The following is a 22,574-nucleotide window of genomic DNA, read 5'->3' on the forward strand; positions in this document are numbered from 1 at the left end:
GGATTATCTTGAATAGGTGGTCATGCGGAAGGAGGCTCAGCCTCGCGAGTTCGAGGCGGCCGTCGCAGCTATGCATTCCGCGGTGCTGCGGCCCGAGATCCTCTGCGAGGAGATGCCGGCACCCCAGCGCATCGCGCCCTACGCCGCCGCCCTGTCCGCCGACGTGACCGTCGACGGCACGGACGTCGGCACCGGCCGGATCATCCTGCTGCACGACCCTGACGGCAACGACGCGTGGGCCGGTGGCACGTTCCGCTGCGTCGCCTACGCGCGCGCCGACATCGACCCGGAGATGATCACCGACGCCCTCCTCGGCGGCGTCGGGTGGTCGTGGCTCACCGAGGCGCTGGAGACCAACGACGCCTCCTACGTCGCCGCCTCGGGCACGGTCACGCGCGTGGCCACGGAGAGCTTCGGCGCGATGGCCGACGACGGCGGCACTGCCCAGATCGAGATCCGTGCCTCGTGGACCCCTGTCACCGATGCCGAGGGCGTCTTCGACCTGCGTCCCCACGTCGAGGCGTGGGGCGAGCTGCTCTGCACCGCCGCGGGCCTCCCGCCCGTGCCCGAGGGTGTCGCGATCATGCCCAGTCGACGTGGGCAGCGGGGCTCATGACCGACCCCGATCCGTTGGTCGAGTCGGTGAGCGATGAAAGCCCCGTCGAGGCCACTCCCGCTCCCCTGCTGACGTTGCGCGACGGCCTGCCGCCGGTCATCGACACCGACGAGGGCCTTGCCGAGGCGGCCGCCGCCCTCAAGGCCGGCACCGGCCCCGTCGGCATCGACGCCGAGCGTGCGTCGGGCTACCGCTACTCCAACCGCGCCTACCTGATCCAGCTGCGCCGCGAGGGCGCCGGCACCTGGCTGATCGACCCGATCGGGCTCTCCACGATGGAGCCCCTCATCGACGCCCTCGACGGGGTCGAGTGGATCCTCCACGCCGCGACCCAGGATCTCCCGTGCCTCGCCGAGCTCGGCCTGTACCCCTCCGCCCTCTTCGACACCGAGCTCGCCGGGCGACTGCTCGGCTACCCGCGTGTCGGGCTCGGCACCCTCGTCGAGGCGGTCCTGGGGCGGCGGATGCTCAAGGAGCACTCGGCCGCCGACTGGTCGACCCGCCCCCTCCCGGAGACGTGGCTCGAGTACGCCGCCCTCGACGTCGAGGTCCTCACCGAGCTGCGTGAGGCCCTGCTCGCCGAGCTCGTCGAGCAGGGCAAGGACGAGTGGGCCCGCCAGGAGTTCGACGCACTGCGCTCCTTCGAGCCCACGGTGCGGGTCGAGCCGTGGCGCCGGGTGTCGGGCAGCCAGCGGATGCGTGGACGCCACCTCGCCGCCGTACGGGAGCTGTGGCTCGAGCGCGACGCGATCGCGGCGGAGAAGGACACCACCCCGGGACGGCTGCTGCCCGACGTGGCGATCATCGCCGCGGCGACGGCACTGCCGACCGACCGCAGCTCCTTGCTCAACCTCAAGGGCTTCCACGGCCGGGGCTCGGCGCGGTACGCCGCCCGCTGGCTGAGCGCGATCCGCCGGGCGATCGACCTGCCCGACAGCGAGCTTCCCGGCCGACCGCCTCGCGGCGACGGCCCTCCCGCCCCGCGGGCCTGGGCCGAGCGTGACCCCGTCGCCGCCAAGCGCCTGGAGATCGCCCGCGAGGCGATGACGACCCTGGCCGAGGAGCACAACGTCCCGGTCGAGAACCTGCTGACCCCGGACTACCTCCGCCGGGCCCTCTGGGCTCCGCCGGCGACGCGTGACCCGGGCGACCTGATCGACCGCGTCGCCGACCTGCTCGCCGGGCTCGGTGCGCGCGGCTGGCAGATCGCGCTGACCGCCCCGTTGATCACCACCGCCGTCCTGACCGCCGACCAGGGCTGATCAAGCACCCCGCTCGAACAGGTCCGCAGGGCTCGCGGCGACGACCCAGACGTCCCTGCCGGTCGACTCCAACCTGGCCGCAACCAGCGTCGCCCGAGCACCGTCGTCGTCGCTCAGCAGCACCGGCGCGGAGCGATCCGGCGCCACGGCCTCGATCTCGCCCACGAGCCTCGCGACCGGCACATGGGCGAACCCGGGCAGGTGGCCGGCGGCGTACTCACAGGACGTGCGCACATCGAAGCGGTAGAGCGTCCGATGGGCGGCAGCGATCTCCTCGAGGTCGGTGACGCACACCTCGCGCAGCCTCGAGCGGACCTGTCCATCCCCAACCATGCCGAGCCTTTCACCAGATAACCTAGTGACTCACTCTACATTGAGGAGGACGGTCAGGGAGTCGCGGCACCCAGAATCGTCTTGGACGCCTCGTCGATCTGCTGGGCGATCTGGTCGATCGCGACCGGGAGCTGCCCGGGGACGAAGAGCCTGGCGACCTGCGCCGTCACGGCGGTCTCGAGTGCGCTCCACTGATGGGTGAGCGGCAGGATCTGCATGTTGCGGACCGAGTTCACGAAGACCGACGCGTGCAGGGGCGAGGACTCGGTCTGCAGGAACTCGTCCGAGAGTGCGACCTGCTGGTTGACCGGCACGATGTAGCCGGTGTTGGTGATCGGCTTCATCCCCGCCTCGGAGGTCAGCGCGACGAGCAGGTCCGCGGCGTCCTCGGAGCGCTCGGACTTCGAGGAGATGCAGAGAGCCGTGTAGTCACCGGTCGTCGCGGCGGTGTCAACGGTGGGAATGGGCAGCACATCCCAGCGCAGGTTGGGACTGCTGCGCAGCTCGGGGACGAGCGAACGGTCGCCGACCATCATCCCGAGCTTGCCCTGGCGGAACCACTTCAGCTGCTTGGCCGCCGGAGCCGTGGTGGTCAGCGTCGGGTTCGCCAGCACCGGGAGGACCTTCCCCAGCGCGTCGAGGGTCTGGTCGTCGGAGAGCGAGAGCGCCGTCGAGTCGGGCTGCGCGAGCTGGCCGCCGGCCGAGAGCAGGAAGGGTGCGAGGCCGGAGAGCGACGGTGTCACGGCGAAGGCATGGGCGCCGGTCTTCGTGGCCGCGACCTTGCTCGCTTCCTGGGCCGCGAGCTGGAACTGGTCCCACGTCCACGACTTGGAGCTCGTGATGCTCGGGACGTCGATGCCCTGCGCCTGCATCCGCGGGAAGTCGACCAGGTCGGTGTTGTAGTAGACGACCTGCGGGGACGCGGCGTACGGCATGCACTGGAGGCGGTGGTCGCTGCTGAACGCCTCGAGGGCGTAGCGCGAGTACTGGTCGCCGATGTCGACGTTGCGTGCGTCCAGGTCGTTGTCGACGGGATTGACGCGCTTGTCGGCCTCGAGCTGCTCGAGGTCGCCGCGTGAGATCAGGAAGACGTCGGGCACCGGCGTGCTCGGGTCGGCGAACGAGGCGACCATCGACGCGTCGTCCGCCCACGACTTCACGGTGACATCGGCGAGGTCGGTGGTGGCGTTGTAGTTCTGCACCGCCTGGTTCCACGCGCCGACCATCGTCGAGTTGCCCCACACCCCGAGCGTGAGCTTGGCCGGGTCGTTGACCGGCGTCAGCGTGGGGCTCGGCGTGTGAGCCGGCGTCGTGTCGTCGGAGGAACCACAGGCAGCCAGCAGCAGTACGGCGGCGCACGCCGCGGCAACCTGTTTCAGCACGCGCCTTACCTTAGCCACCGCCCAGTCGGGGCTCAGGTCAGCGGGTGCGCCAGCTCGGCGTGCGCCGCGTGCTCGAGCTGCTCGGAGAGCAACAGGATCCGACTCGCCTCGTGGTCGAGGTGCGAGCGGCCGACGGCGACGACCCGGGTGAAGGCCGCGGCTCGGAAGAGTACGTCGGCGAAGTCCCCGGACACGATGCCGCGCAATACCTCGTCGATCATCGCGCGGACCTCGTCGGGACCTGGAGGGTCAGCGACACCCGCCACCACGCGAGCGACCTGGGCCGACCTGCCGGCGGAGAACTCCGCCGCGGCACCGGCGGGGTCGGCGTACACCCACTGCCGCACCAGGAAGAGGCGCCACAGACAACCAGCCAAGGTGTCGGCCGGCGCACCCGACCAGGCCTCGGCGATGGTCTCGATACCCTCGCTCTCGGCCAGACGGAGCAGTCGATCGGCCACGGCCGGATCGGTGGAGGCGCGGGCCCCGCGGACGAGGATGGTGGCCGCCTGGTCGCCCGCCTCCCGGATGCGGGCAGGGTCGCCGCCGGTCTCGATCCCCTCGAAGAAACGGTCACCCGGCTGCATGGGTCGGTGGTGCTGGCGTGTCACCCGGCGAGCCTAACCGGGTGTGGAAGTTCTCCTGCGGGACTCGAACGGCTCGTTACAATGGATCTCGCACGCCGGGTCGCGGCAGCCCCGGGTCCCAAAATCAGCCGCCTAGAGCGGCCTTGCGCCGTGAGGCGCTCCCGGCTCGGCGTGTCTTAGTCTTCGCCTCCCAAGGCCCTGACTCGACGTCAGGAAACCCCGAACTCAAGGTCAGGAGAGCCCAGACGCGGCGGTGGGCGAGGGCCCTTTCGACGCAGATCGGCCCCGGAACCGACGGAGATCCCCGTACACCTCCGTCGACCTCGGGGCCGATGGAGTTTTTTTACCCTCGCCCGCGCGGCCTAAACCTGTGAGTCGAGGACCTTTCGGATCCGGGCGTCGGAGACCGGTACGGCGGTGCCGAGCTGCTGTGCCCACAGCCCGACCCGCCACTCCTCGAGGAGCCAGCGGACCTCACGCAGCCTCGCCCCCGCGGGGCGTCCCTGAGGCAGTGCCGCGACGGCCTGGAGGTAGCGCTCCTGCAGGTCGGCGTACTGACCCATCAGGTCGGCGTCGCGGCGCAGCCCTGCGGCGTCGCCCAGACGCTCGCGGCGGCGGAGCATCGCCTGGACGTACGTCGGATAGCGGCGCAGGTGCTGCCCCGCCTCGGCGATGAAGCCGCGCTCGGTGAGGCGGGCGAGCTGGGCGCGCATGTCGGTGACCGCGGGCAGTTGGTAGATGTCGACCCGGCCGGTCAGCGCTTTCTCGGCCTCGCGCTGGGCGGCGAGGGCGCGGAGCGCGTCGTCGAGTGTCGCCCGCACGTGCGCCTCCAGGTCGGTGGCGAAGGCCTTCTGCAGCGCGGCGAAGGCGTCGGCGTCGCGGACCGGTGGATGCGCGTCGACCGCCTGGCGCGCCACGGCGGCCAGGCAGTCGGCGATCACGGCGGCCGCGTCGGGATAGGGCGTCGCGGCCAGAGCGAGCTTGGCGGTCATGTCGAGCGAGTCGACGATGCGCTTGGTGAGCCGCGGATCGGTGCCGAGCATGAGCAGCCGCGCGACGCCGAGCCGGTGGCGCGCCTCGGCCTCGTCGGCGGTGCCGACCACCACGAGCCCGACCGTGCTGCCCTCGTCGTCGAGGCAGCGGTGGACGGTCACCTCGTGGCCGGCGCGCTTCTCGGTGACGGTCGGGCTCACACTGCCGAAGGTCCACGTCGTCTGGCCCGTCGCCGTCAGGCCGGCCGAGGCGGCGACCTCGTTGATCGCTCGTCGGAACTGGCCGCGCAGCGGCGCCTTGAGCGCATCGAGCTCCTTGCCCCGGGCCTGCTCCCGCCCCTTCGGATCGAGGATGCGGTACGTCGGCCGCAAGTGCTCCGGCAACGGGGCCCAGGCCTCGCGTGGTACGACGATGCCCACCGTGGAGCGGATCCACCGCTCGAGCGCATCGAGGAGCGGCTCCTCCCCCGGCGGAGTGCTGCTGAGGAACTCGCGGGCGCGGTCCGGGGCCGGCACGAGGTGGACACGGAGGTTCTTGGGCAGGCCGCGGATCAGGGTGGTGACGATCTCTTCACGGTTGCCCGGGACGTTCCACGAGAAGTCGCTGTCGTCGACCCGGTTGAGCGTCTCGACCGGGATGTCGACGGTGAGCCCGTCCTCGGGCGAGCCCGGCTCGAAGTGGTAGTTGAGGGTGAAGGTCAGACCACCGTCGCCGGAGTCGTGCCACTCGCTCGGGAAGTCGGAGACGTCGACCTCACGTGCGATCAGTGAGGGATCGAAGTCGAGGATCGCCTTGTTCTCTTGGCGTTTCCACCAGCTATCGAAGTGCGCGCCGCTGACGACGTCCTTGCCGACGCGGGCGTCGTAGAAGTCGAAGAGGGTGTGCTCGTCGACGACGATGTCGCGTCGCCGCGCCTTGTGCTCGAGCTCGCGCGCCTCCTCGAGGCGGCGGGCGTTGCGGCGGAGGAAGCCGTGGTTGCTCTGCCACTCCCCTTGGACGAGCGCGTGCCGGATGAAGAGCTCGCGCGCGACCTCGGGATCGACGCGGCCGAAGTTGACCAGCCGGTCGGCGACCAGCGGGACGCCGTACAGGGTGACCTTCTCGTGCGCCATCACGGCGGCGCGACGGCGGCTCCAGTGCGGCTCGGTGTAGGAGCGCTTCACCAGGTGCGGCGCGAGGTTCTCCGCCCACTCGGGCTTGATGCTCGCGACCTGTCGCGCCCAGAGCCGACCGGTCTCGACCAGCTCGCCGGCCATCAGGAACTGCGGGTTCTTCCGGCTCTGCGACGAGCCCGGGAAGATCGCGAACCGTGTGCCCCGAGCGCCGAGGTATTCGCGTGGACCGGGCCGTTTCCCCTTGTTCTGTTGGCCCTTCGGCTTCTCGTCGCGTACGTCGAGGGCGCCGATGTGACTCAACAGGCCGGAGAGCAGCGCCTGATGGATGCCGTCCTCGTCAGGACTGTCGGCGGGTTGGCCGAGGGTCAGGCCGATCTCCTTGCAGACCTGCCGCAGCTGGCTCTCGAACTCCTGCCACTCGCGGACGCGGAGGTAGTGCAGGTGCTCGGCCCGGCACATCCGGCGGAAGGCGGAGGAGGAGAGCTCGCGCTGCTGCTCCTTGAGGTAGCGCCACAGGTTGAGCCACGCCATGAAGTCACTGCGCTCGTGCTTGAACCGCGCGTGCGACTGGTCCGCCCTGGCCTGGCCCGCGGGATCGTCAGGCCCGGGCCGCTCCCGAGGGTCCTGCAGCGACATCGCCGCCGCGATCACGATCACCTCGCGCAGGCACCCACGGCGCTCGGCCTCCAGCACCATCCGCCCCAGCCGCGGGTCGATCGGCAGGCGGGCGAGGCGCCCACCCAACCTCGTCAGCCGAATCCGGTCTTTCCTACCGCCGAGTCGGGGGTTTCCTGCCGCCGAGTCCGGTGTTGTGCTCGTGAGGGCGCCGAGCTCCTCCAGCAGATCGACGCCGGCGGCGATGTTGCGGCGGTCGGGGGGCTCGACGAACGGGAAGTCCTCGATCGAGCCGAGCCGGAGGCTCGCCATCTGGAGGATGACGCTGGCGAGGTTGGTGCGGAGGATCTCGGGGTCGGTGAACTCCGGGCGGGCGTCGTACTCCTCCTCGGAATAGAGGCGGATGGCGATGCCTTCGGCGACGCGGCCGCACCGGCCCGAGCGCTGGTTGGCAGAGGCCTGCGAGATCGGCTCGATGGGGAGGCGCTGCACCTTGGTGCGGGCGGAGTAGCGGGAGATACGGGCGACGCCGGTGTCGATCACGTAGCGGATCCCCGGCACCGTCAGTGAGGTCTCCGCGACGTTGGTCGACAGCACGATCCGGCGACCCGTGTGGGAGGAGAAGACGCGGTGCTGCTCGGCCGCGCTGAGCCGGGAGAACAGGGGGATGACTTCGAGGTTGCCCCGCCGCGGGTCGACCTTCAACGCGCTGTTGAGCGCGTCGGAGGTGTCCCTGATCTCCCGCTCGCCCGGCAGGAAGACGAGGATGTCGCCCGGCCCCTCGGCGCTGAGCTCCTTGACTGCGTCGACGATCGCCTCGGTCTGGTCGCGTACGACGACCTCGCCCTCGTCGTCCTCCTCCGACAGCTCCATCAACGGCCGGTAGCGGATCTCCACCGGGAACGTCCGGCCGCTCACCTCGATGATCGGGGCGGGGCTGCCGTCGGGCTCGGCGAAGTGGGCCGCGAAGCGCTCCGGATCGATGGTCGCCGACGTGATGATGACCTTGAGGTCGGGCCGGCGCGGGAGCAGTTGCTTGAGGTAGCCCAGCAGGAAGTCGATGTTGAGGCTGCGCTCGTGGGCCTCGTCGATGATGAGGGTGTCGTAGCGCCGCAGGTCGCGGTCGCGCTGCATCTCGGCGAGCAGGATGCCGTCGGTCATGAGCTTCACACGGCTCGCGCGTGAGGTGCGGTCGGTGAAACGGACCTGATAGCCGACCAAGGATCCGACGCCGTCGCCGAGCCCGTCAGCGCCCAACTCCTCCGCGATGCGCTCGGCGACGGAGCGCGCGGCGATGCGTCGGGGCTGGGTGTGGCCGATCAGTGTGCCGTCGGCGCCACCCAGGCCGCGACCGAGCTCGAGGCAGATCTTCGGCAGCTGGGTGGTCTTGCCCGACCCGGTCTCACCGGCGACGATCACGACCTGGTGATCGCGGATCGCCTCGGCGATCTCGTCACGTACCGCGCTGACCGGCAGATCCGGATAGGTGATCTGCAACGGCTCGGACATGACCGGCCAAGTCTAGGCGGACCGTCCAGCGGATAACTGCTGGTGAACCGGCCGGGCGGGGAGCAGCCCCCGGCCGATCCACCAGCAGTCACCGGGTCGGTGGGGTGTGGGTCAGCTGGTCGGGGCGCTGCTCTGCGGGCTCGCGGGCGCGGACGGCGTGGTCGAGCCACCCGAACCACTGGAGCTGCCCGGCCGCTGCGGGGCACCCTGCGGCAGGCGGTTGGTCGAGCCGGGCCCGTTGAACTGGCCGTTGCTGTTCCCGAGGCCGGGCGGGTTGAACTGACGCACGGTGCCACGATCGTGATGTCCGACGACGAACCCGACGAGGCCGCCGAAGACACCTCCGACTCCGAGTCCGACGATCAGGCAGGCGACGGCGACGATCAGCGCGTGCCACAGCTTCACGACGCGGGACTTGAACGGCTGGCGCGGGGCAGCTGTCGTCGTAGGAGCCGCCGGCGCGGCCGCAGCGGCTGGCGTCGGCTGCGGCGCCGGCTGCCAGGTCGGCGGCTCTGCCGAGGCGCCGGAGGGAGTGGGGTTCGTCTCGCTCATGCCCCACAGCATGCGCCGGCTCCCTGAAATCGGCGTGAGGAATTCCTACGAGTTGTGAGCGGTCCACCACACCAGGGCGTGGTCAGCCGCTCAACTCGGAGGCGAGGGCGGGCAGGGCGGCGGTGATCAGCCGGAGCAGCTCGTCCCGACTCACCGCTCCCCCGTCACCTCCTCCGGAGGCCTTCCACTCCAGGACCATCTCCTCCGCCATCGAGGCCCACCCCCGCACGAGCAGCCGCGCCGTCGGGCTGTCGGGCAGGAGATTGTCCGTGTCGGAGGTGAAGATCCGGTCGGTCAGCGCCGAGCGTCCCTCGTCGTAGATCCGCCGCAGCGTCTCGTTGCCGCTCCGGGCGCCCGCGACCAGTGAGAGGTAGCCCTCGTAGTGCTCATCCACATAGGACACATAGGCATCGATCGACGTGAGCAGCCGGGAGATGGCATCGCCGGAGGCGGGAGGGGCGGTGCGGGCGATCAGGTCATCGGCGGCACGGCGTACGACGGCCTCCTGGAAGCCCGCGAGCCCGCCGAAGTAGTGATAGAGCAGGCCGCGGGAGATCCCCGCGGTCTCGGCGAGGAGGTCGATCGAGATCTCGGGCAGCGACCGGCGCGAGAAGAGCCGCACGCCCAGGTCGAGGAGCTGCGAGCGCCGCTCCTCCGACGTCAGGCGGGTCCGCCCCGGTCGCTCCGTCATGTCGCACACTCTATTGAAAAATGTTCAACAACGCTATTGACGCTCATTCAATAACGCGCCTAGCCTCGAGGACATGAGCACGAACACCGACTTGGTCACCGTCGACCACCTCATCGTCGGCGCGGGCTTCGGCGGCCTGTGCGCCGCGATCAAGCTCGACGAGGACGGCGAGCGGGACTTCGTCGTGATCGAGCGTGGCAACGACGTCGGCGGCACGTGGCGCGACAACACCTACCCTGGTGCGGCCTGCGACGTCCCGAGCCAGCTCTACAGCTACTCGTTCGCGCCCAACTCCGAGTGGTCGATGAGCTTCTCCCCGCAGCCGGAGATCCACGACTACATCCGCCAGGTCGCGCGCCATTACGGCGTCCGCGACCGGATGGTCTTCAACACCACCGTCACCGGTGCTGACTGGGACGAGGCCACCCAGCGCTGGCTCGTCACCACCACCTCGGCGGAGGGACAGACGACGTACGCCGCCCGCACGTTCATCGTGGGCCCCGGGCCCCTGTCGGAGCCGAAGCTCCCTGCGATCGACGGGCTGGAGGACTTCGAGGGCGAGGTCTTCCACTCCGCCCGGTGGAACCATGACGTCGACCTGACCGGCAAGCGGGTCGCGGTCATCGGTACCGGCGCGAGCGCGATCCAGATCGTGCCGGAGATCCAGCCGGTCGCAGGACATCTGGACGTCTACCAGCGCACGGCGCCGTGGGTGATCCCGCGCAACGAGCACCGCTACTCCGGGCTGGAGAAGCTGGCGTTCCGCCGCGTCCCGGGGTTGCAGAAGGCAGCGCGCCTCGCGATCTACTGGGGTCGCGAAGCCTACGTGCCGGCGTTCGCGTGGCAGCCGAAGCTCGCTGCACCGGCCAAGCAGCTTGCGCTCCGCAACATCCGCAAGGGGATCAAGGATCCCGAGCTGCGCGCCAAGGTGACGCCGGACTACGAGATCGGCTGCAAGCGCATCCTGATCTCGAACCGCTACTACCCCGCGCTCGACGCCGACAACACCGAGCTCGTCACCGACCCCATCGCGCGAGTGACGCCGACCGGCATCGTCACGGCCGACGGGACCGAGCGCGAGATCGACGTGCTCATCGTCGCGACCGGGTTCGAGGCCACGGACATCCCGATCGCCCACCACGTGCGAGGCCGCGGCGGGGAGTCGATGGCCGACCGCTTCAAGCGCACCGGCGCGGCGGCGTACAAGGGCTCGACGGTGCCCGGCTTCCCCAACCTCTTCTTCGTCATCGGGCCCAACACAGGTCTGGGCCACAGCTCGATGGTCTTCATCATCGAGTCGCAGGTGCAGTACCTGCGCGACGCGATCCGCACCATGCGGGTCAACGACTTCGGGACCGTCGAGCCGACCGAGGACGCCTTCAGGGAGTGGAACGCCGTCCTGCAGAAGCAGCTCGCGCGCTCGGTCTGGTCGACCGGCGGCTGCGCCTCGTGGTACCTCGACGAGGAGGGCCGCAACACCACGCTGTGGCCGTCCTTCACCTTCCTCTTCCGTCACCTGCTGCACACCTTCGACGTCGACAGGTACGTCGTCACCGCCCCCGCCACCAAGGAGCTCGTTTCCGCATGAAGTCCCTCAAGAACAAGGTCGTCGTCATCACGGGCGCCGGCTCCGGCATCGGCCGCGGCCTCGCGCTCAACCTCGCCCGCCGCGGCGCGAAACTGGCGCTCTCCGACGTCAACGAGGCGGGTCTCGCCGAGACCGTCGGCAAGGCGCGGGCCGCCGGTGCCGCCGAGGTCATCTCCGCCAAGCTCGATGTCGCCGATCGCGACGCCTTCACCGCGTACGCCGACAGCGTGATCGAGCACTTCGGGACGGTGAACGTCGTCATCAACAACGCCGGTGTCGCGCTCAACGGTCGGATCAACGACCTCGAGTGGGAGGACATCGACTGGATCATGGGCGTCGACTTCTGGGGCGTCGTGCACGGCACGAAGCTCTTCCTGCCGGCGATCATCGACTCCGGCGACGGACACATCGTCAACATCTCCTCGCTCTTCGGCCTGCTCGCCATGCCCGACCAGGGCTTCTACAACGCCGCGAAGTTCGCCGTCCGTGGCTTCACGGAGGCGCTCCGCGAGGAGATGCTCATCGACCGCCATCCTGTGGGTGTCACGAGCGTCCACCCCGGTGGCATCAAAACGGCCGTCGCCCGATCCGCGCGCGTCTCGTCGAAGGACGACGCCGCGCAGGTCGCGAAGCTCTTCGACGAGAAGCTCGCCCGGATGACCCCGGAGAAGGCGGCCGACATCATCGTCAAGGGCATCCTCAAGAACCAGGCCCGCGTGCTCGTCGGCATCGACGCGCACATCATCCACAACTTCCAGAAGTTCACCGGCTCGCGCTACCAGGACATCATCGCGGCCGGCGCGAAGTACGTGATGCCCAAGAAGCTCACCTGAACGCTTTACTTCCCGGCTGCGCATATCTCGCGGCGAACGGGTACTCGCCCCTCGACCCCTCATCGAGGAGAGAAACCCATGAAGCAGATCCAACCGCTCATCAACCGACTCAACCGCAAGGCCGGAGCCGAACGAGGCTTCTCGCTCATCGAGCTGATCATCGTGATCGTGATCCTCGGCATCCTGATCGCGATCGCCATCCCGGTCTACAACAACATCCAGAGCAACGCCCGGGACAAGGCGCTCAAGTCGGCGGCCTCCAACGGCGCCAGCCAAGCCGTCGCTGCCGTCGCCGACGGGGCCACGATCGTGAATGGTGACATCTCGGGCACTGACGCCAACGGCAAGGCGTACCCCAAGCTCACCAAGCTCACGAGCGACGACGTCACGTCGGTGACGGCCACCGGCGGAGCGACCGCGGGCTCGACCGACGACATCTGTGTCACCGCCACCAGCAAGGACGGGAAGACCGCGAAGTCCGGTCCGGGCTGCTAACGATCGCCTGGTCCGGTCGGCGAGGTGATCTCGTCGACCGGACCTCGGTGTCAGACGCGCCGGAGGTGGAGGAATGAGACCGACCGAGGAGCCGATCCCGGACATGGAGGACGGCTTCAGCCTGGTCGAGGTGATTGTGGCGATGGTGCTACTTGGCATCCTCGCCGTCGGCGCGCTGCCGATGTTCGCCACCGGACTGCGGATCACGGCAGCCGACGCCTCGACGACCACGGCCACCGCGGCGGTGAGCTCCGTGCTGGAGCAGGCACGCGCCAAGGCGGCGGCTTCGCCGACCGCGGCATGTCAGGCGCTGCAGAGTTACGCCGCCAACCTGCCCACCTTCACCGACGCCGCGGGACGCCCGATCTCGGTCACAATGACCGCGCCTTGTACCGGCGGCCCGGCGGCTGTCACCGTCACGGTGCGAGCCACCCGGACGACGGCGACCTGTGATTCCAACGCAACGACCGGGCCCTGCGTGACGGCCGCGACGACCATGATCTACGTGCCGACATGAGCGAGCCCAAGGACCGCGAACGGGGTTTCACGATGGTGGAGCTCATCATCGGCATCAGCTTGGGCACCGTCGTCGGGCTTCTGGCCATGTTCGTGCTGTTCAACACGCTCCTGACGCAGACGACCGTCGCCGGCAACACGGCGGCACTGACGCGCGCGCAGGCCGTCTCTGCGGTGCTCGACCCCGCGATCCGCACTGCCGTTCGCTTCACGAGAGTAAGCAGCACCGAGCTCAAGGTCTGCTCCGACAGTGCCGGGACCGTCTGGCGAGACTTCAAGGTGGTCTCCGACCCGCAGGCCGCTCCCGGGGCGGCACCGAACATGTTGCAGGTCAGCTCCCACAACGCCACCGGCTCGACCACCGGTGTTCTGGCCCGTGAAGTCAACAGCCTCGCTCTGACCAAGACCGGCCAAGAGCTCCGCTACGTGCTGACCATGGGCGGGACAACGAGTCACCGCGGCGTCGTCATCGACCGCCGCGTCGTCCAACGCAACCCGGATCCGGCGAGCGGCTCGTGCTGATCCGCCAGCGAAATGACCGGGGCGCGGCGATGGTGCTCGTCGCGATCCTCGTCGTGCTCTCTGCCACCGTCGCCATGGGAGTCGCCGCGGCGACGATGACAGCCAGTGTGCAGACTGTCGGCGACCAAGCGCGGGTCCAGGCGCTCGCCGCCGCCGAGGGCGGACGTGACGCGACCTTGGCCTCGCTCATGCAGAAGTGCACCGGCACGATCGACGTGAGTTGGCAGAAGCTGGCGACCGGGTCCTACCGTGCTCGAACGTTCTGGAGCGCTGAGACCGACCCCACGAAACTGTCCAACTCACCGCCAGCGGCGGCGACCCTGGCATGCCCGCCGTCCGATGCCACTCAGGGCTACATCGGGATCGCATCGCAGGGCCTCTCAGCGAACGGGAAGACCTCGAAATCCGTCTTCGGTTGGTACAAGTACGACGCCAAGGTCGAGTCCAGCAGCAGCGGCGGCACGAGCTCCACCCTCACGGCGGCCGACGGAGCGATCATCGAGGGCGGATCCACCACGATGAACCTCCCAAGCGTCACGGTGAAGGGTGATCTCATCTTGGGAGCCGGCAACCTGGACTGCAACGGCAGCACAGTCATCGACGGCGACCTGGTCCTGACTACTGGCTCGGTGGACCTCTCCAACACGTGCAAGGTCACCGGCAGCATCGTCGCCAAGGACGACATCTACGTGCACAACCTGACGAATCAGATCGGCGGCGACGTCATCTCGACCGGGGGCACCGTGCGCGTCGAGGGTGCACAGGTCGGCGGCAGCATCGAGGCCGACGGCGGAGTCAAGCTCAACAACAGCGTTCACGTCATCGGCGACGTGATCGCACGCGGCAACGGCGCGACCGACTGCAAGGGCAATAGCGCGACCGGCTCGACCTTCACCGGGAGCAGCAGCTCGAGCAAGAGCATCGGCGGCAGCGTCAAGATCGGCGGAGCGCTGTGCCAGATGGACCTGACCACCGTCACCGGGTCGATCACCGCCACGGGGAGCGGGTCCACCTCCATCGGCGGGGTCGGGGCGGTCACCGCGTCCACGATCAAGCTGGCGGGTAGTTGCAGCCCGTGCACCGCGACGCCCACACCACAAGTGGGCGTCACCAACCTGGCCAAGGTCGACTTCACCAACCCGAAGCAGATCGGCTACGCCAACTGGCTCGAGGCGCCCTGGACGACAACCAGTCCGGACACCTGGACAAAGTCCGGCTGGACGGTAGTCACGGCCGGTGCCAGCAACTGCAACTACCAGAGCAATTCCGCGTTGGTCACGGCGGTGAACAACCTGACCCAGCCGACCGTCATCGACGCCTCCGCCTGCGGAACGAACGGGCTCAACTTCTACGGCGTGACGTTCAGCCTGAAGACCGACGTGACCTTCATTGCGAAGGCGTTCAACTCCGCACAGAACATCAAGATCACTGCCAGCGACGCCGGCTCGCACACCTTCAACCTCATCGTTCCCGACGCCAGTGCGGGTGACAACGCGCCCTCGTGCCCCAGCGGCTCGCAGAGCTCCACCATCTATGGCGCCACCATGGGCACGGGAATCTCAGGTCTCGCGTATTCCCCGTGCACCTTGGCGATCGGCACGGTGAACTGGCGCGGACAACTCATCGCCGGCTATCCGAATCCCGCCGGCGGCAACGCCACCATCACCTACACGCCGATCGGCATCCCGGGCGCCACGGCGAGTGGCGGCGGGACGGTGCAGGTCTCGGCACCCGGGGCGGTCGCCCCAGCCCCGACCATCTCCTACGGCACCGTCGCCGACACCGCAGCCCAGCAGACGGAGCCGTCATGGAGCCCGTGATCGTCGTCGCCGCGGCGCTGCTCGGGCTGGCCATCGGCAGCTTCCTCAACGTTGTCATCGCCCGTGTCCCGCGCCGTGAGTCCCTGCTCACTCCCAGCCACTGTCCCGCGTGCACCGCACCGATCCGAGGCCGGCACAACGTGCCGGTGGTGTCGTGGCTGGTGCTGCGCGGCCGGTGCCACGACTGCGATGCGCGGATCTCGGTGCGCTACCCGCTTGTCGAGGCGCTCACCGCAGTCACCTTCGTCGGGATCGCCGTCTGGATGCCGCGGATCGGGACTCTCGACGGCGGCGGGCGATGGCTGCTGGCCGCCGCGCTCGCCCTCTTCGCCGCGACCAGCATCGCGCTCGCGTTCATCGACGCGGAGACGCATCGGCTTCCGGACGCGGTCGTCGGCCCGGCGTACGTGCTCTGCGGCACCCTCTTGGCTGTCACCTCAGCGATGACCGGCGACTGGCCGGCGCTCGTCCGCGGGGCGGCGGGCCTGGTGCTGCTCGGCGGCGGCTACTACGCCGTGCACATGGTGCGCCCCGACGGGATGGGCTTCGGTGACGTGAAGCTGGCCGGCCTGGTCGGACTCGTCACCGGGTATGTCAGCTGGGCGGCCCTGGCAGTCGGCGCGTTCGCCGCCTTCCTGCTCGCCGGCTGCTACGCAGTCGTCCTCCTCGCGGCCCACCGAGCGCACCGCCGCTCCGGCGTGGCGTTCGGGCCGTGGATGTTGGCAGGCGGATGGGTCGGACTGGTGATGGGCACTCCTGTGGCAACGGGCTACCTGCGCGTGAGCGGGCTGGCATGACCCGGCGAATACCAAGGCGAGCAGCAGGGAGGAGGCGACATGGCTGACACGGTCGTGGGTTTGACGATCGTCGAGGAGTGCGTGCGCGCGGCCGAGGTGCGCCGCCCCTCGTCGAAGAACCCGATCCTCGTCCGGTACGGCGAGGTGCCCCTGCCACCCGGCGCAGCTGGTGACTCGGAGATCATCGACTCCGACGCGGTCGCGCTCGCCCTGCGACAGCTGTGGGCCGACGCCGGCTTCTCCACCAAGCGGGTCGTGCTCGGCCTGGGCAACCGCCGGATCCTCGTGCGCGACCACACGGTCCCGCCGCTCCCGCTCGACCAGATCCGGCGTGCCCTTCCGTTCCAGGTCCAAGACATGCTGCCGGTGCCCGTCGAGGAGGCGGTGCTGGACTTCTACCCCCTCGCCGAGGAGGACGAGGAGGTACGCGGCCTGCTGGTGGTGGCGGTCGCCGACATGGTCACCGAGCTGATCGACACGGTGCACAAGGCGAAGCTGAAGGTGGATGCCGTGGACCTGGCGCCGTTCGGGCTCGTCCGCGCCGCGAGCCACCGCGTCGACTCCGACAGGACCGTGATGGTGACCCACATCGGCGCGCACACCAGCTACATGGTCGTGATGCGTGCGGGCGCGCCCGTGCTGGTGCGCATCGTGCCGGGTGGCGTCCCGGTGAGGGAGAGCGAGCTGGGTCGGCACCGCGCCGAGATCGACGAGCCGCTGCCGGTCGGTGGCCCACGGGCAGGCACACCGGAGGCGGTGGCGGAGGCGCGGATGGTGGACGACTTCGCGCTGCGCGTGCGCAGCACCGTGGAGTTCTACGTCGGCCGTCACCCTGACGACTCCATCGACGAGCTCTACGTCTGCGGCGAGGGCGCATGCCACCAGCAGATCCTGCCCGCACTCGACCGGATCGTCGCCATCCCGAGCAAGCATCTCAGCGTCGGTGAGGTGGTCGGCACCGACAAGTCGTTGAAGGACGGCGCCGGCTTCTTGAGCTTCGTCACTCCTGTCGGCCTGGCCCTGCGGAGCGGAACATGATGCTGGGCAGGTCCGCGGCGCTGGTCTACGGCGCCCCGCCGCGCGTCAACCTTCTGCCGCCCGCCGAGCGGGAACGGCGTGAGCAGGCTGCGCTCGCGCGCCGCTGGGGCCTCATCGCCGTCGGTGCCGCCGCACTGGTGGTGCTCGCCGTGGCCGTCACCGCACTGCTGGTGCGCTCGGCCGATGGTGACCTCCAGGCCGAACAGGCCCGGACGACGGCGTTGGCCCGCCAACTCGCCGCCAATCGCGATGTGGCCACAGCGACGCGCGACAAGTCCGCCTACGAGGCGTATCGCACCCAGGTGATGACCTCGGACGTGAGCTGGGGTCGTGCGCTGGGCGCGCTGCAGGACGCGCTCCCGAACGGTGCCCGGATCGACGGCTTCGATGCCGTCGTGGGCGCCGCCGCCTCCGCGGCAGCCACGAGCGCGACGGGCGGCGGCGCGACACTCGCCGCGACCGCACCGAGCGGCACTGTTGCGACCTTCACCGTGCAGGTGAGCAGCATGTTGCCGATGGACCAGAAGGCTGTGGTCGCCAGCTTCACTCGGGTACCGGGCGTGCTCGGCGTGGAGATGGCCGACCTGTCCTCGGAGTCCAGCGCCAGCTACAGCTCGACGACGACCGTCTTCTTCGACGACAGCATCCTGTCCCACAAGTACGCGGAGAAGGCCGGATGACCAAGCAGACCATCAACCTGCTCGGTGGCCTCGTCGTCGCGGTCATCCTCCTCGTCGGGCTCCTCCTCGGCGTACTCCCCCGGCTGCACGAGGCCAGCGAGAGTCACCAGGAGCGCGACACCGTGGCGATGCAGAACGACACGCAGCAGACGCTGATCTCGGTCTACGCCAAGCAGCGCGCCCAGTTGCCGGCCCTGCAGGCCGAGGTGGCCGATCTCAAACAGCAGATCGCGACCGGTCCCCACCTCGAGCAGCTCATCGACGTCGCGTCCCAGCTGCCGGCCGGCGCCGTCCTGCGCTCGATCTCCCCGGGCTCGGAGAGCAACGGGACCGCACAGGCGCCCACCACAGACACCGGCGCCGCGGCGCAGGGCTCGGCGTTCCAATCGATCCCCGTCACCTTGGTGGTCGAACTCGGCAAGCCGGCCGACGCCACGCAGGTGATGGAGAAGCTGCGCTCCGGCCCGCGCCTGTTCGCCATCGACCACGCGACCTTGAAGTCGGGGGCCGGGAGCGGCGGCAAGGGCAGCTCGACCCTGACGGTCGAGGGCCGGGTCTTCGCGACGGGGGCGGCACAGTGAGAGGCGTCGCCCAGGTCCTGCGTCGTGGCGGTCTGATGCTGCCCGCCGACATCGACGAGCTGACCCGCCAGTACGGCGACGGCGACCGGCTGCGCCAGCACGTGATCGGCCACGGCCGGGTCACCGAGTTGCAGTTCGCCCAAGCCCTTGCCGACCAGCACGGGCTCATCTTCGTCGACCTCGCCGCGCTGACCCTGGATCCCCGGGTCGTCGGGATCGTTCCGCCGGCGCTGTGCCGCCGACGCAGGGTGATGCCGGTGGCCAGCACCGGCGACCGGCTGACGCTCGCGATGGTCGATCCCAGCGACATCCTCGCGATCGACGACGTCGCCAGCGTGACCGGGCTGATCGTGCGCCCGGTGGTGGCGACCGAGACCGCCATGAACCAGGCGATCAGCCGCTACCTGCGCTCCGACACCGAGCTCTCCCAGATCTCGGCCGCCCTCGAGCAGTCGGCCGCGCCGACGGAGATCAACGAGACGGCCGACGACCCCGACGCCCCGGTGGTGCGCTTCGTCAACCTCCTGATCGACCAGGCGATCTCGGACCGAGCCTCCGACATCCACGTCGAGCCGACCGGGTCCGAGCTCAAGGTGCGGCTGCGGATCGACGGCGTCCTGCACGAGATGCAGAGCGCGGATCGCAGCATCATGGACGGCGTCATCAGCCGGCTCAAGATCATGAGCGAGCTCGACATCGCCGAGCGACGCAAGCCGCAGGATGGCCGGCTCTCGGTCAAGCACGAGGGACGCACCGTCGACCTGCGCGTCGCCACCCTCCCCACCGTGTGGGGCGAGAAGGTGGTCATGCGGATCCTCGACCACTCCAGCGAGGCCCGTCGCCTACGCGACCTCAACCTCTCGCCGTCCAACCTCAAGCGCTACACCGAGGCGATCAACCGGCCCTTCGGCATGATCCTCGCGACCGGTCCGACGGGTTCGGGCAAGTCGACCACGCTCTATACGACACTCGCTGAGATCGCGAAGCCGGAGCTCAACGCGATCACCGTCGAGGACCCGGTCGAGTACCGGCTGGCCGGCGTCAACCAGATGCAGGTCAATCCGAAAGCCGGCCTGACCTTCGACAACGCGCTGCGGGCCATCCTGCGGTCGGACCCCGACATCCTGCTCGTCGGGGAGATCCGCGACCGCGAGACCGCCACCATCACGGTGGAGGCCTCACTCACCGGCCACCTGGTCCTGTCGACCCTGCACACCAACGACGCGCCCAGCGCGATCAGCCGACTCACCGAGATCGGCGTCGAGCCGTACCTCGTCGGCACCTCGCTCAACGCCGTCGTCGCCCAGCGGCTCGCCCGCCGGCTCTGCATGCGATGCCGCGAGCAGTACGCCCCTGAGCCCCAGGTGCTCGAGGCGGTCGGTCTCTCGGTGCCGCGCGACGAGGACATCGTCCTGTACCGGGCGGTGGGTTGTACGTTCTGCTCCGGTACGGGCTACCGGGGCCGTGTGGCCCTGCATGAGGTCATGACGCTCACCCCCGAGATCGAACGGCTCGCCATCCTGCGCTCTCCATCGGCGGAGCTGCGCAAGACCGCCATCGAGGACGGCATGGTGCCGTTGCGCGAGGACGGTTTCGGCAAGGTGCTCGACGGCATCACCACACTGGAGGAGGTACTCCGTGTCGCAAACTGACCTGGACGCGATCCTGGCCGAGGCAGCACGAGAGGGCGCCTCGGACGTGCACTTCGTCGCTGGTACGCCGCCGCTGGTCCGGCTCAACAGTGCGCTGACCCCGGTCCGCGGCTGGGAGGAGGCGACCCTCCAGCCGGCGTGGCTCGAGGAGCAGCTGATCGGCGCGATGACCGCCCACCAGCGTCAGGAGTACGTCGACACCGGCGAACTGGACATGCCGTACTCGCTGGCCGGCACCGGCCGTTTCCGGGTCAACGTGCACCGTCAGCGAGGCACCGTCGCAGCCGCCTTCAGGTTGGTCCCCACGAGCCTGCCGGCGCTGGAGCAGCTGGGTGTCCCCGAGGTGGCCCGTACGCTCGCGCTGCAGCCGCGCGGCCTGGTGCTGGTCACCGGCCCGACCGGGTCGGGCAAGTCGACGACGCTGGCAGCGATGGTCGACATCGTCAACCGCGAGAAGGCGGTGCACATCGTCACGATCGAGGACCCGATCGAGTACCTGCACCGCAGCAAGAAGGCGCTGGTCACGCAGCGCGAGGTCGGCAGCGACACCCGCTCGTTCTCCGAGGCCCTGCGCCGGGTCCTGCGCCAGGACCCCGACGTCATCCTCATCGGTGAGCTCCGCGATCGCGAGACGATCGAGATCGCCCTCACCGCCGCGGAGACCGGCCACCTGGTGCTCGGCACGCTGCACACCCAGGGCGCCGCCTCCACGATCAACCGCATCATCGACGTCTTCCCCGGCGACCACCAGGCGCAGATCCGGATCCAGTTGGCCGACACCCTCCAGGGGGTGATCAGCCAGACCCTCCTGCCCCACGCCGGTGGGCACGGCCGGGTGGTGGCGACCGAGGTGATGGTGCGCACCACCGCGGTGGCCAACCTCATCCGGGAGGGCGACGTCGCCCAGCTCTACTCGGTGGTCCAGACGGGGTCGGCGCTGCAGATGCACACCCTCGACCAGGACCTGCGGCGCCTGGTCGGCGAGGGACGGCTGGACCGCGACGAGGCGGCCGCTGTGATGGTCGACGCCTCGGCGCTGCTCGGCATAGGCGGGCGGGCGAGCGCCGCCTTCGGTGACGAGTGGGCCGAGCCGGCAGGCGACGCCTCGCGGCGCTGGTGAGGCAGCGATGAGCACGCTCGAGTTCAGCTATGAGGCGGTCACCACCAAGGGCGGATCGGCGATCAAGGGCACCATGGAGGCGCCCAGCTCCTCGGCCGTCGCGCACAAGCTCCGCAACCAGGGCCTGATCCCCCTCCGCGTGGCACCGGTCTCCCGGACCGGCCTCAACATGGAGATCAAGATCCCCGGCCTCCAGCGTGGGGTGAAGACGAAGTCGCTCGCCGTCTTCGCCCGTCAGCTCTCCACCCTGCTCGACGCGGGGCTGCCACTGCTGCGTGCACTGTCCGTCGTCACCGAGCAGACCGAGGACGAGCGGCTCAAGGAGACCCTCACCACCGTGCACGCCGACGTCGAGGGCGGCGCCTCCTTCTCCGCGGCCCTGGCCCGCCACACGCGGGTCTTCCCGCCCCTGATGATCAACATGGTCCGCGTCAGCGAGATGGGCGGCTTCCTCGCGCGCTCGATGCGATCGATCGCCGACACCTTCGCCGGCGAGGTCGAACTGCGCCAGAAGGTGCGCGGCGCGATGACGTACCCCGTCGTAGTCGCCTGCGTCGCCGCCGTGGCCGTGATCGTGATGATGCTCTTCGTCGTGCCGGTCTTCGAGCGGATGTTCGACAGCATGGGCGCCGCCCTGCCGCTGCCCACGCGGATGCTGATCGCGGTCTCCCACAGCATGGTGTGGGTGCTGCCGCTGCTCATCGTGGCGGCCGTCGGCGGTGGCATCTGGTGGGCCCGGCACCGCTACGACGACGCCGTACGCCGCCGGATCGATCCTCTGAAGCTGCGGCTGCCGGTCTTCGGCTCGCTCAACCAGAAGATCGCCATCTCCCGCTTCGCCCGCAACCTCTCCATGATGCTGAGCGCGGGCGTGCCCATGCTGCAGGCGCTCGCCGTGGTCGGCCAGGCCGCGAACAACACGGTCGTCGCCGCCGCCGTCGAGGACGTCCGCTCCTCCATGTCGCGCGGCCGCTCCTTCTCCGCCCCGCTGGCCAGCCACCCCGTCTTCCCCAGCATGGTCGCCCAGATGGCCGCCGTCGGGGAGGAGTCGGGCTCGTTGGGCCAGATGATGGACTCGATCGGCGACTTCTACGACAAGGAGGTCGAGACCGCCGCCGACCAGCTCTCGGCCAGCATCGAGCCGCTGATGATCGTCGTCCTCGGCGTGGTGATCGGCGGCATGGTCATCGCGCTCTACCTGCCGATGTTCTCCCTCTACGCCAACCTCCAGAAGAGCTGACCCTCCGGGGGTGAATGGTTCCGGCACCCCTGGGTGC

21 protein-coding genes are annotated in these 22,574 nt (G+C 69.5%); 15 read left to right on the forward strand and 6 right to left on the reverse strand.

The genetic code is table 11. The features are described from left to right. Positions 1–22 precede the first annotated feature (22 nt). Positions 23–616 (forward strand): DUF3000 domain-containing protein, encoded by a 594-nt coding sequence (locus LH076_RS13445; RefSeq protein WP_227781252.1) that lies wholly within the window; start codon positions 23–25, stop codon positions 614–616. Beyond that, positions 613–1,878, forward strand: coding sequence for a ribonuclease D (locus tag LH076_RS13450; protein ID WP_227781253.1), 1,266 nt, complete (start codon positions 613–615; stop codon positions 1,876–1,878). Before LH076_RS13445 ends, LH076_RS13450 begins: the two co-directional genes overlap by 4 nt. Here LH076_RS13450 and LH076_RS13455 read toward each other — a convergent pair whose 3' ends face one another. The 6 genes from LH076_RS13455 to LH076_RS13480 form a co-directional block, all read right to left on the reverse strand. Beyond that, positions 1,879–2,211 (reverse strand): rhodanese-like domain-containing protein, encoded by a 333-nt coding sequence (locus LH076_RS13455; RefSeq protein WP_227781254.1) that lies wholly within the window; start codon positions 2,209–2,211, stop codon positions 1,879–1,881. 53 nt (positions 2,212–2,264) lie between these two features. Then, positions 2,265–3,593 carry an extracellular solute-binding protein gene (locus tag LH076_RS13460; RefSeq protein WP_227781255.1) on the reverse strand — a complete coding sequence of 443 codons (1,329 nt, stop codon included), beginning with the start codon at positions 3,591–3,593 and terminating at the stop codon, positions 2,265–2,267. Positions 3,594–3,625: 32 nt separating this feature from the next. Beyond that, positions 3,626–4,204, reverse strand: a complete 579-nt coding sequence (locus LH076_RS13465; protein WP_227781256.1) for a hypothetical protein — start codon at positions 4,202–4,204, stop codon at positions 3,626–3,628. A 338-nt stretch (positions 4,205–4,542) separates the two neighbouring features. Next, a complete protein-coding gene (gene hrpA, locus LH076_RS13470) occupies positions 4,543–8,412 on the reverse strand; it encodes an ATP-dependent RNA helicase HrpA (protein ID WP_227781257.1) in 3,870 nt (1,289 codons plus the stop codon). Between the two features lie 111 nt (positions 8,413–8,523). Further along, positions 8,524–8,964 carry a hypothetical protein gene (locus LH076_RS13475; RefSeq protein ID WP_227781258.1) on the reverse strand — a complete coding sequence of 147 codons (441 nt, stop codon included), beginning with the start codon at positions 8,962–8,964 and terminating at the stop codon, positions 8,524–8,526. Positions 8,965–9,046: 82 nt separating this feature from the next. Continuing rightward, positions 9,047–9,655: a TetR/AcrR family transcriptional regulator gene (locus tag LH076_RS13480; protein ID WP_227781259.1), complete on the reverse strand. Its 609-nt coding sequence runs from the start codon at positions 9,653–9,655 to the stop codon at positions 9,047–9,049. A gap of 73 nt (positions 9,656–9,728) precedes the next feature. Between LH076_RS13480 and LH076_RS13485 the strand changes: the two genes are divergently transcribed. From LH076_RS13485 to LH076_RS13545, 13 genes are all read left to right on the forward strand, one after another. Beyond that, positions 9,729–11,243: a flavin-containing monooxygenase gene (locus LH076_RS13485; RefSeq protein ID WP_227781261.1), complete on the forward strand. Its 1,515-nt coding sequence runs from the start codon at positions 9,729–9,731 to the stop codon at positions 11,241–11,243. After that, positions 11,240–12,076, forward strand: coding sequence for an SDR family NAD(P)-dependent oxidoreductase (locus LH076_RS13490; RefSeq protein WP_227781262.1), 837 nt, complete (start codon positions 11,240–11,242; stop codon positions 12,074–12,076). Before LH076_RS13485 ends, LH076_RS13490 begins: the two co-directional genes overlap by 4 nt. Positions 12,077–12,154: 78 nt before the next feature. Then, positions 12,155–12,571, forward strand: a complete 417-nt coding sequence (locus LH076_RS16980) for a prepilin-type N-terminal cleavage/methylation domain-containing protein (protein ID WP_321573707.1) — start codon at positions 12,155–12,157, stop codon at positions 12,569–12,571. A 73-nt stretch (positions 12,572–12,644) separates the two neighbouring features. After that, positions 12,645–13,088, forward strand: a complete 444-nt coding sequence (locus LH076_RS13500; protein WP_227781263.1) for a type II secretion system protein — start codon at positions 12,645–12,647, stop codon at positions 13,086–13,088. Beyond that, on the forward strand, positions 13,085–13,609 hold the full coding sequence (locus LH076_RS13505; protein ID WP_227781264.1) for a type II secretion system protein: 525 nt from the start codon (positions 13,085–13,087) through the stop codon (positions 13,607–13,609). The genes LH076_RS13500 and LH076_RS13505 overlap by 4 nt, the downstream gene beginning before the upstream one ends. Then, positions 13,603–15,429 carry a FapA family protein gene (locus LH076_RS13510; RefSeq protein WP_227781265.1) on the forward strand — a complete coding sequence of 609 codons (1,827 nt, stop codon included), beginning with the start codon at positions 13,603–13,605 and terminating at the stop codon, positions 15,427–15,429. Before LH076_RS13505 ends, LH076_RS13510 begins: the two co-directional genes overlap by 7 nt. After that, on the forward strand, positions 15,417–16,226 hold the full coding sequence (locus LH076_RS13515) for a prepilin peptidase (protein ID WP_227781266.1): 810 nt from the start codon (positions 15,417–15,419) through the stop codon (positions 16,224–16,226). The genes LH076_RS13510 and LH076_RS13515 overlap by 13 nt, the downstream gene beginning before the upstream one ends. Positions 16,227–16,265: 39 nt before the next feature. Then, on the forward strand, positions 16,266–17,264 hold the full coding sequence (pilM, locus tag LH076_RS13520; protein ID WP_227781267.1) for a pilus assembly protein PilM: 999 nt from the start codon (positions 16,266–16,268) through the stop codon (positions 17,262–17,264). Beyond that, entirely contained in the window at positions 17,261–17,944 is a 684-nt protein-coding gene (locus tag LH076_RS13525; protein ID WP_227781268.1) for a hypothetical protein, read from the forward strand. Before pilM ends, LH076_RS13525 begins: the two co-directional genes overlap by 4 nt. Next, a complete protein-coding gene (locus LH076_RS13530) occupies positions 17,941–18,525 on the forward strand; it encodes a hypothetical protein (RefSeq protein WP_227781270.1) in 585 nt (194 codons plus the stop codon). Before LH076_RS13525 ends, LH076_RS13530 begins: the two co-directional genes overlap by 4 nt. Then, positions 18,522–20,177 (forward strand): GspE/PulE family protein, encoded by a 1,656-nt coding sequence (locus LH076_RS13535; protein WP_227781271.1) that lies wholly within the window; start codon positions 18,522–18,524, stop codon positions 20,175–20,177. The genes LH076_RS13530 and LH076_RS13535 overlap by 4 nt, the downstream gene beginning before the upstream one ends. Beyond that, positions 20,164–21,297, forward strand: a complete 1,134-nt coding sequence (locus LH076_RS13540) for a type IV pilus twitching motility protein PilT (protein WP_321573708.1) — start codon at positions 20,164–20,166, stop codon at positions 21,295–21,297. The genes LH076_RS13535 and LH076_RS13540 overlap by 14 nt, the downstream gene beginning before the upstream one ends. Before the next feature lie 7 nt (positions 21,298–21,304). Further along, positions 21,305–22,537, forward strand: coding sequence for a type II secretion system F family protein (locus LH076_RS13545; protein WP_227781272.1), 1,233 nt, complete (start codon positions 21,305–21,307; stop codon positions 22,535–22,537). Positions 22,538–22,574 lie beyond the last annotated feature (37 nt).

Origin of the sequence: Nocardioides sp. Kera G14, assembly GCF_020715565.1 — a bacterium.
In the GTDB taxonomy this organism is placed as follows: Bacteria; Actinomycetota; Actinomycetes; order Propionibacteriales; family Nocardioidaceae; genus Nocardioides.

Coding starts and splice junctions, on each gene's coding strand:
- LH076_RS13445 (WP_227781252.1), top strand. CDS start 23: ATGCGGAAGGAGGCTCAGCCTCGCGAGTTCGAGGCGGCCGTCGCAGCT.
- LH076_RS13450 (WP_227781253.1), top strand. CDS start 613: ATGACCGACCCCGATCCGTTGGTCGAGTCGGTGAGCGATGAAAGCCCC.
- LH076_RS13455 (WP_227781254.1), bottom strand. CDS start 2,211: ATGGTTGGGGATGGACAGGTCCGCTCGAGGCTGCGCGAGGTGTGCGTC.
- hrpA (WP_227781257.1), bottom strand. CDS start 8,412: ATGTCCGAGCCGTTGCAGATCACCTATCCGGATCTGCCGGTCAGCGCG.
- LH076_RS13475 (WP_227781258.1), bottom strand. CDS start 8,964: ATGAGCGAGACGAACCCCACTCCCTCCGGCGCCTCGGCAGAGCCGCCG.
- LH076_RS13480 (WP_227781259.1), bottom strand. CDS start 9,655: ATGACGGAGCGACCGGGGCGGACCCGCCTGACGTCGGAGGAGCGGCGC.
- LH076_RS13485 (WP_227781261.1), top strand. CDS start 9,729: ATGAGCACGAACACCGACTTGGTCACCGTCGACCACCTCATCGTCGGC.
- LH076_RS13490 (WP_227781262.1), top strand. CDS start 11,240: ATGAAGTCCCTCAAGAACAAGGTCGTCGTCATCACGGGCGCCGGCTCC.
- LH076_RS16980 (WP_321573707.1), top strand. CDS start 12,155: ATGAAGCAGATCCAACCGCTCATCAACCGACTCAACCGCAAGGCCGGA.
- LH076_RS13500 (WP_227781263.1), top strand. CDS start 12,645: ATGAGACCGACCGAGGAGCCGATCCCGGACATGGAGGACGGCTTCAGC.
- LH076_RS13505 (WP_227781264.1), top strand. CDS start 13,085: ATGAGCGAGCCCAAGGACCGCGAACGGGGTTTCACGATGGTGGAGCTC.
- LH076_RS13515 (WP_227781266.1), top strand. CDS start 15,417: ATGGAGCCCGTGATCGTCGTCGCCGCGGCGCTGCTCGGGCTGGCCATC.
- pilM (WP_227781267.1), top strand. CDS start 16,266: ATGGCTGACACGGTCGTGGGTTTGACGATCGTCGAGGAGTGCGTGCGC.
- LH076_RS13525 (WP_227781268.1), top strand. CDS start 17,261: ATGATGCTGGGCAGGTCCGCGGCGCTGGTCTACGGCGCCCCGCCGCGC.
- LH076_RS13530 (WP_227781270.1), top strand. CDS start 17,941: ATGACCAAGCAGACCATCAACCTGCTCGGTGGCCTCGTCGTCGCGGTC.
- LH076_RS13545 (WP_227781272.1), top strand. CDS start 21,305: ATGAGCACGCTCGAGTTCAGCTATGAGGCGGTCACCACCAAGGGCGGA.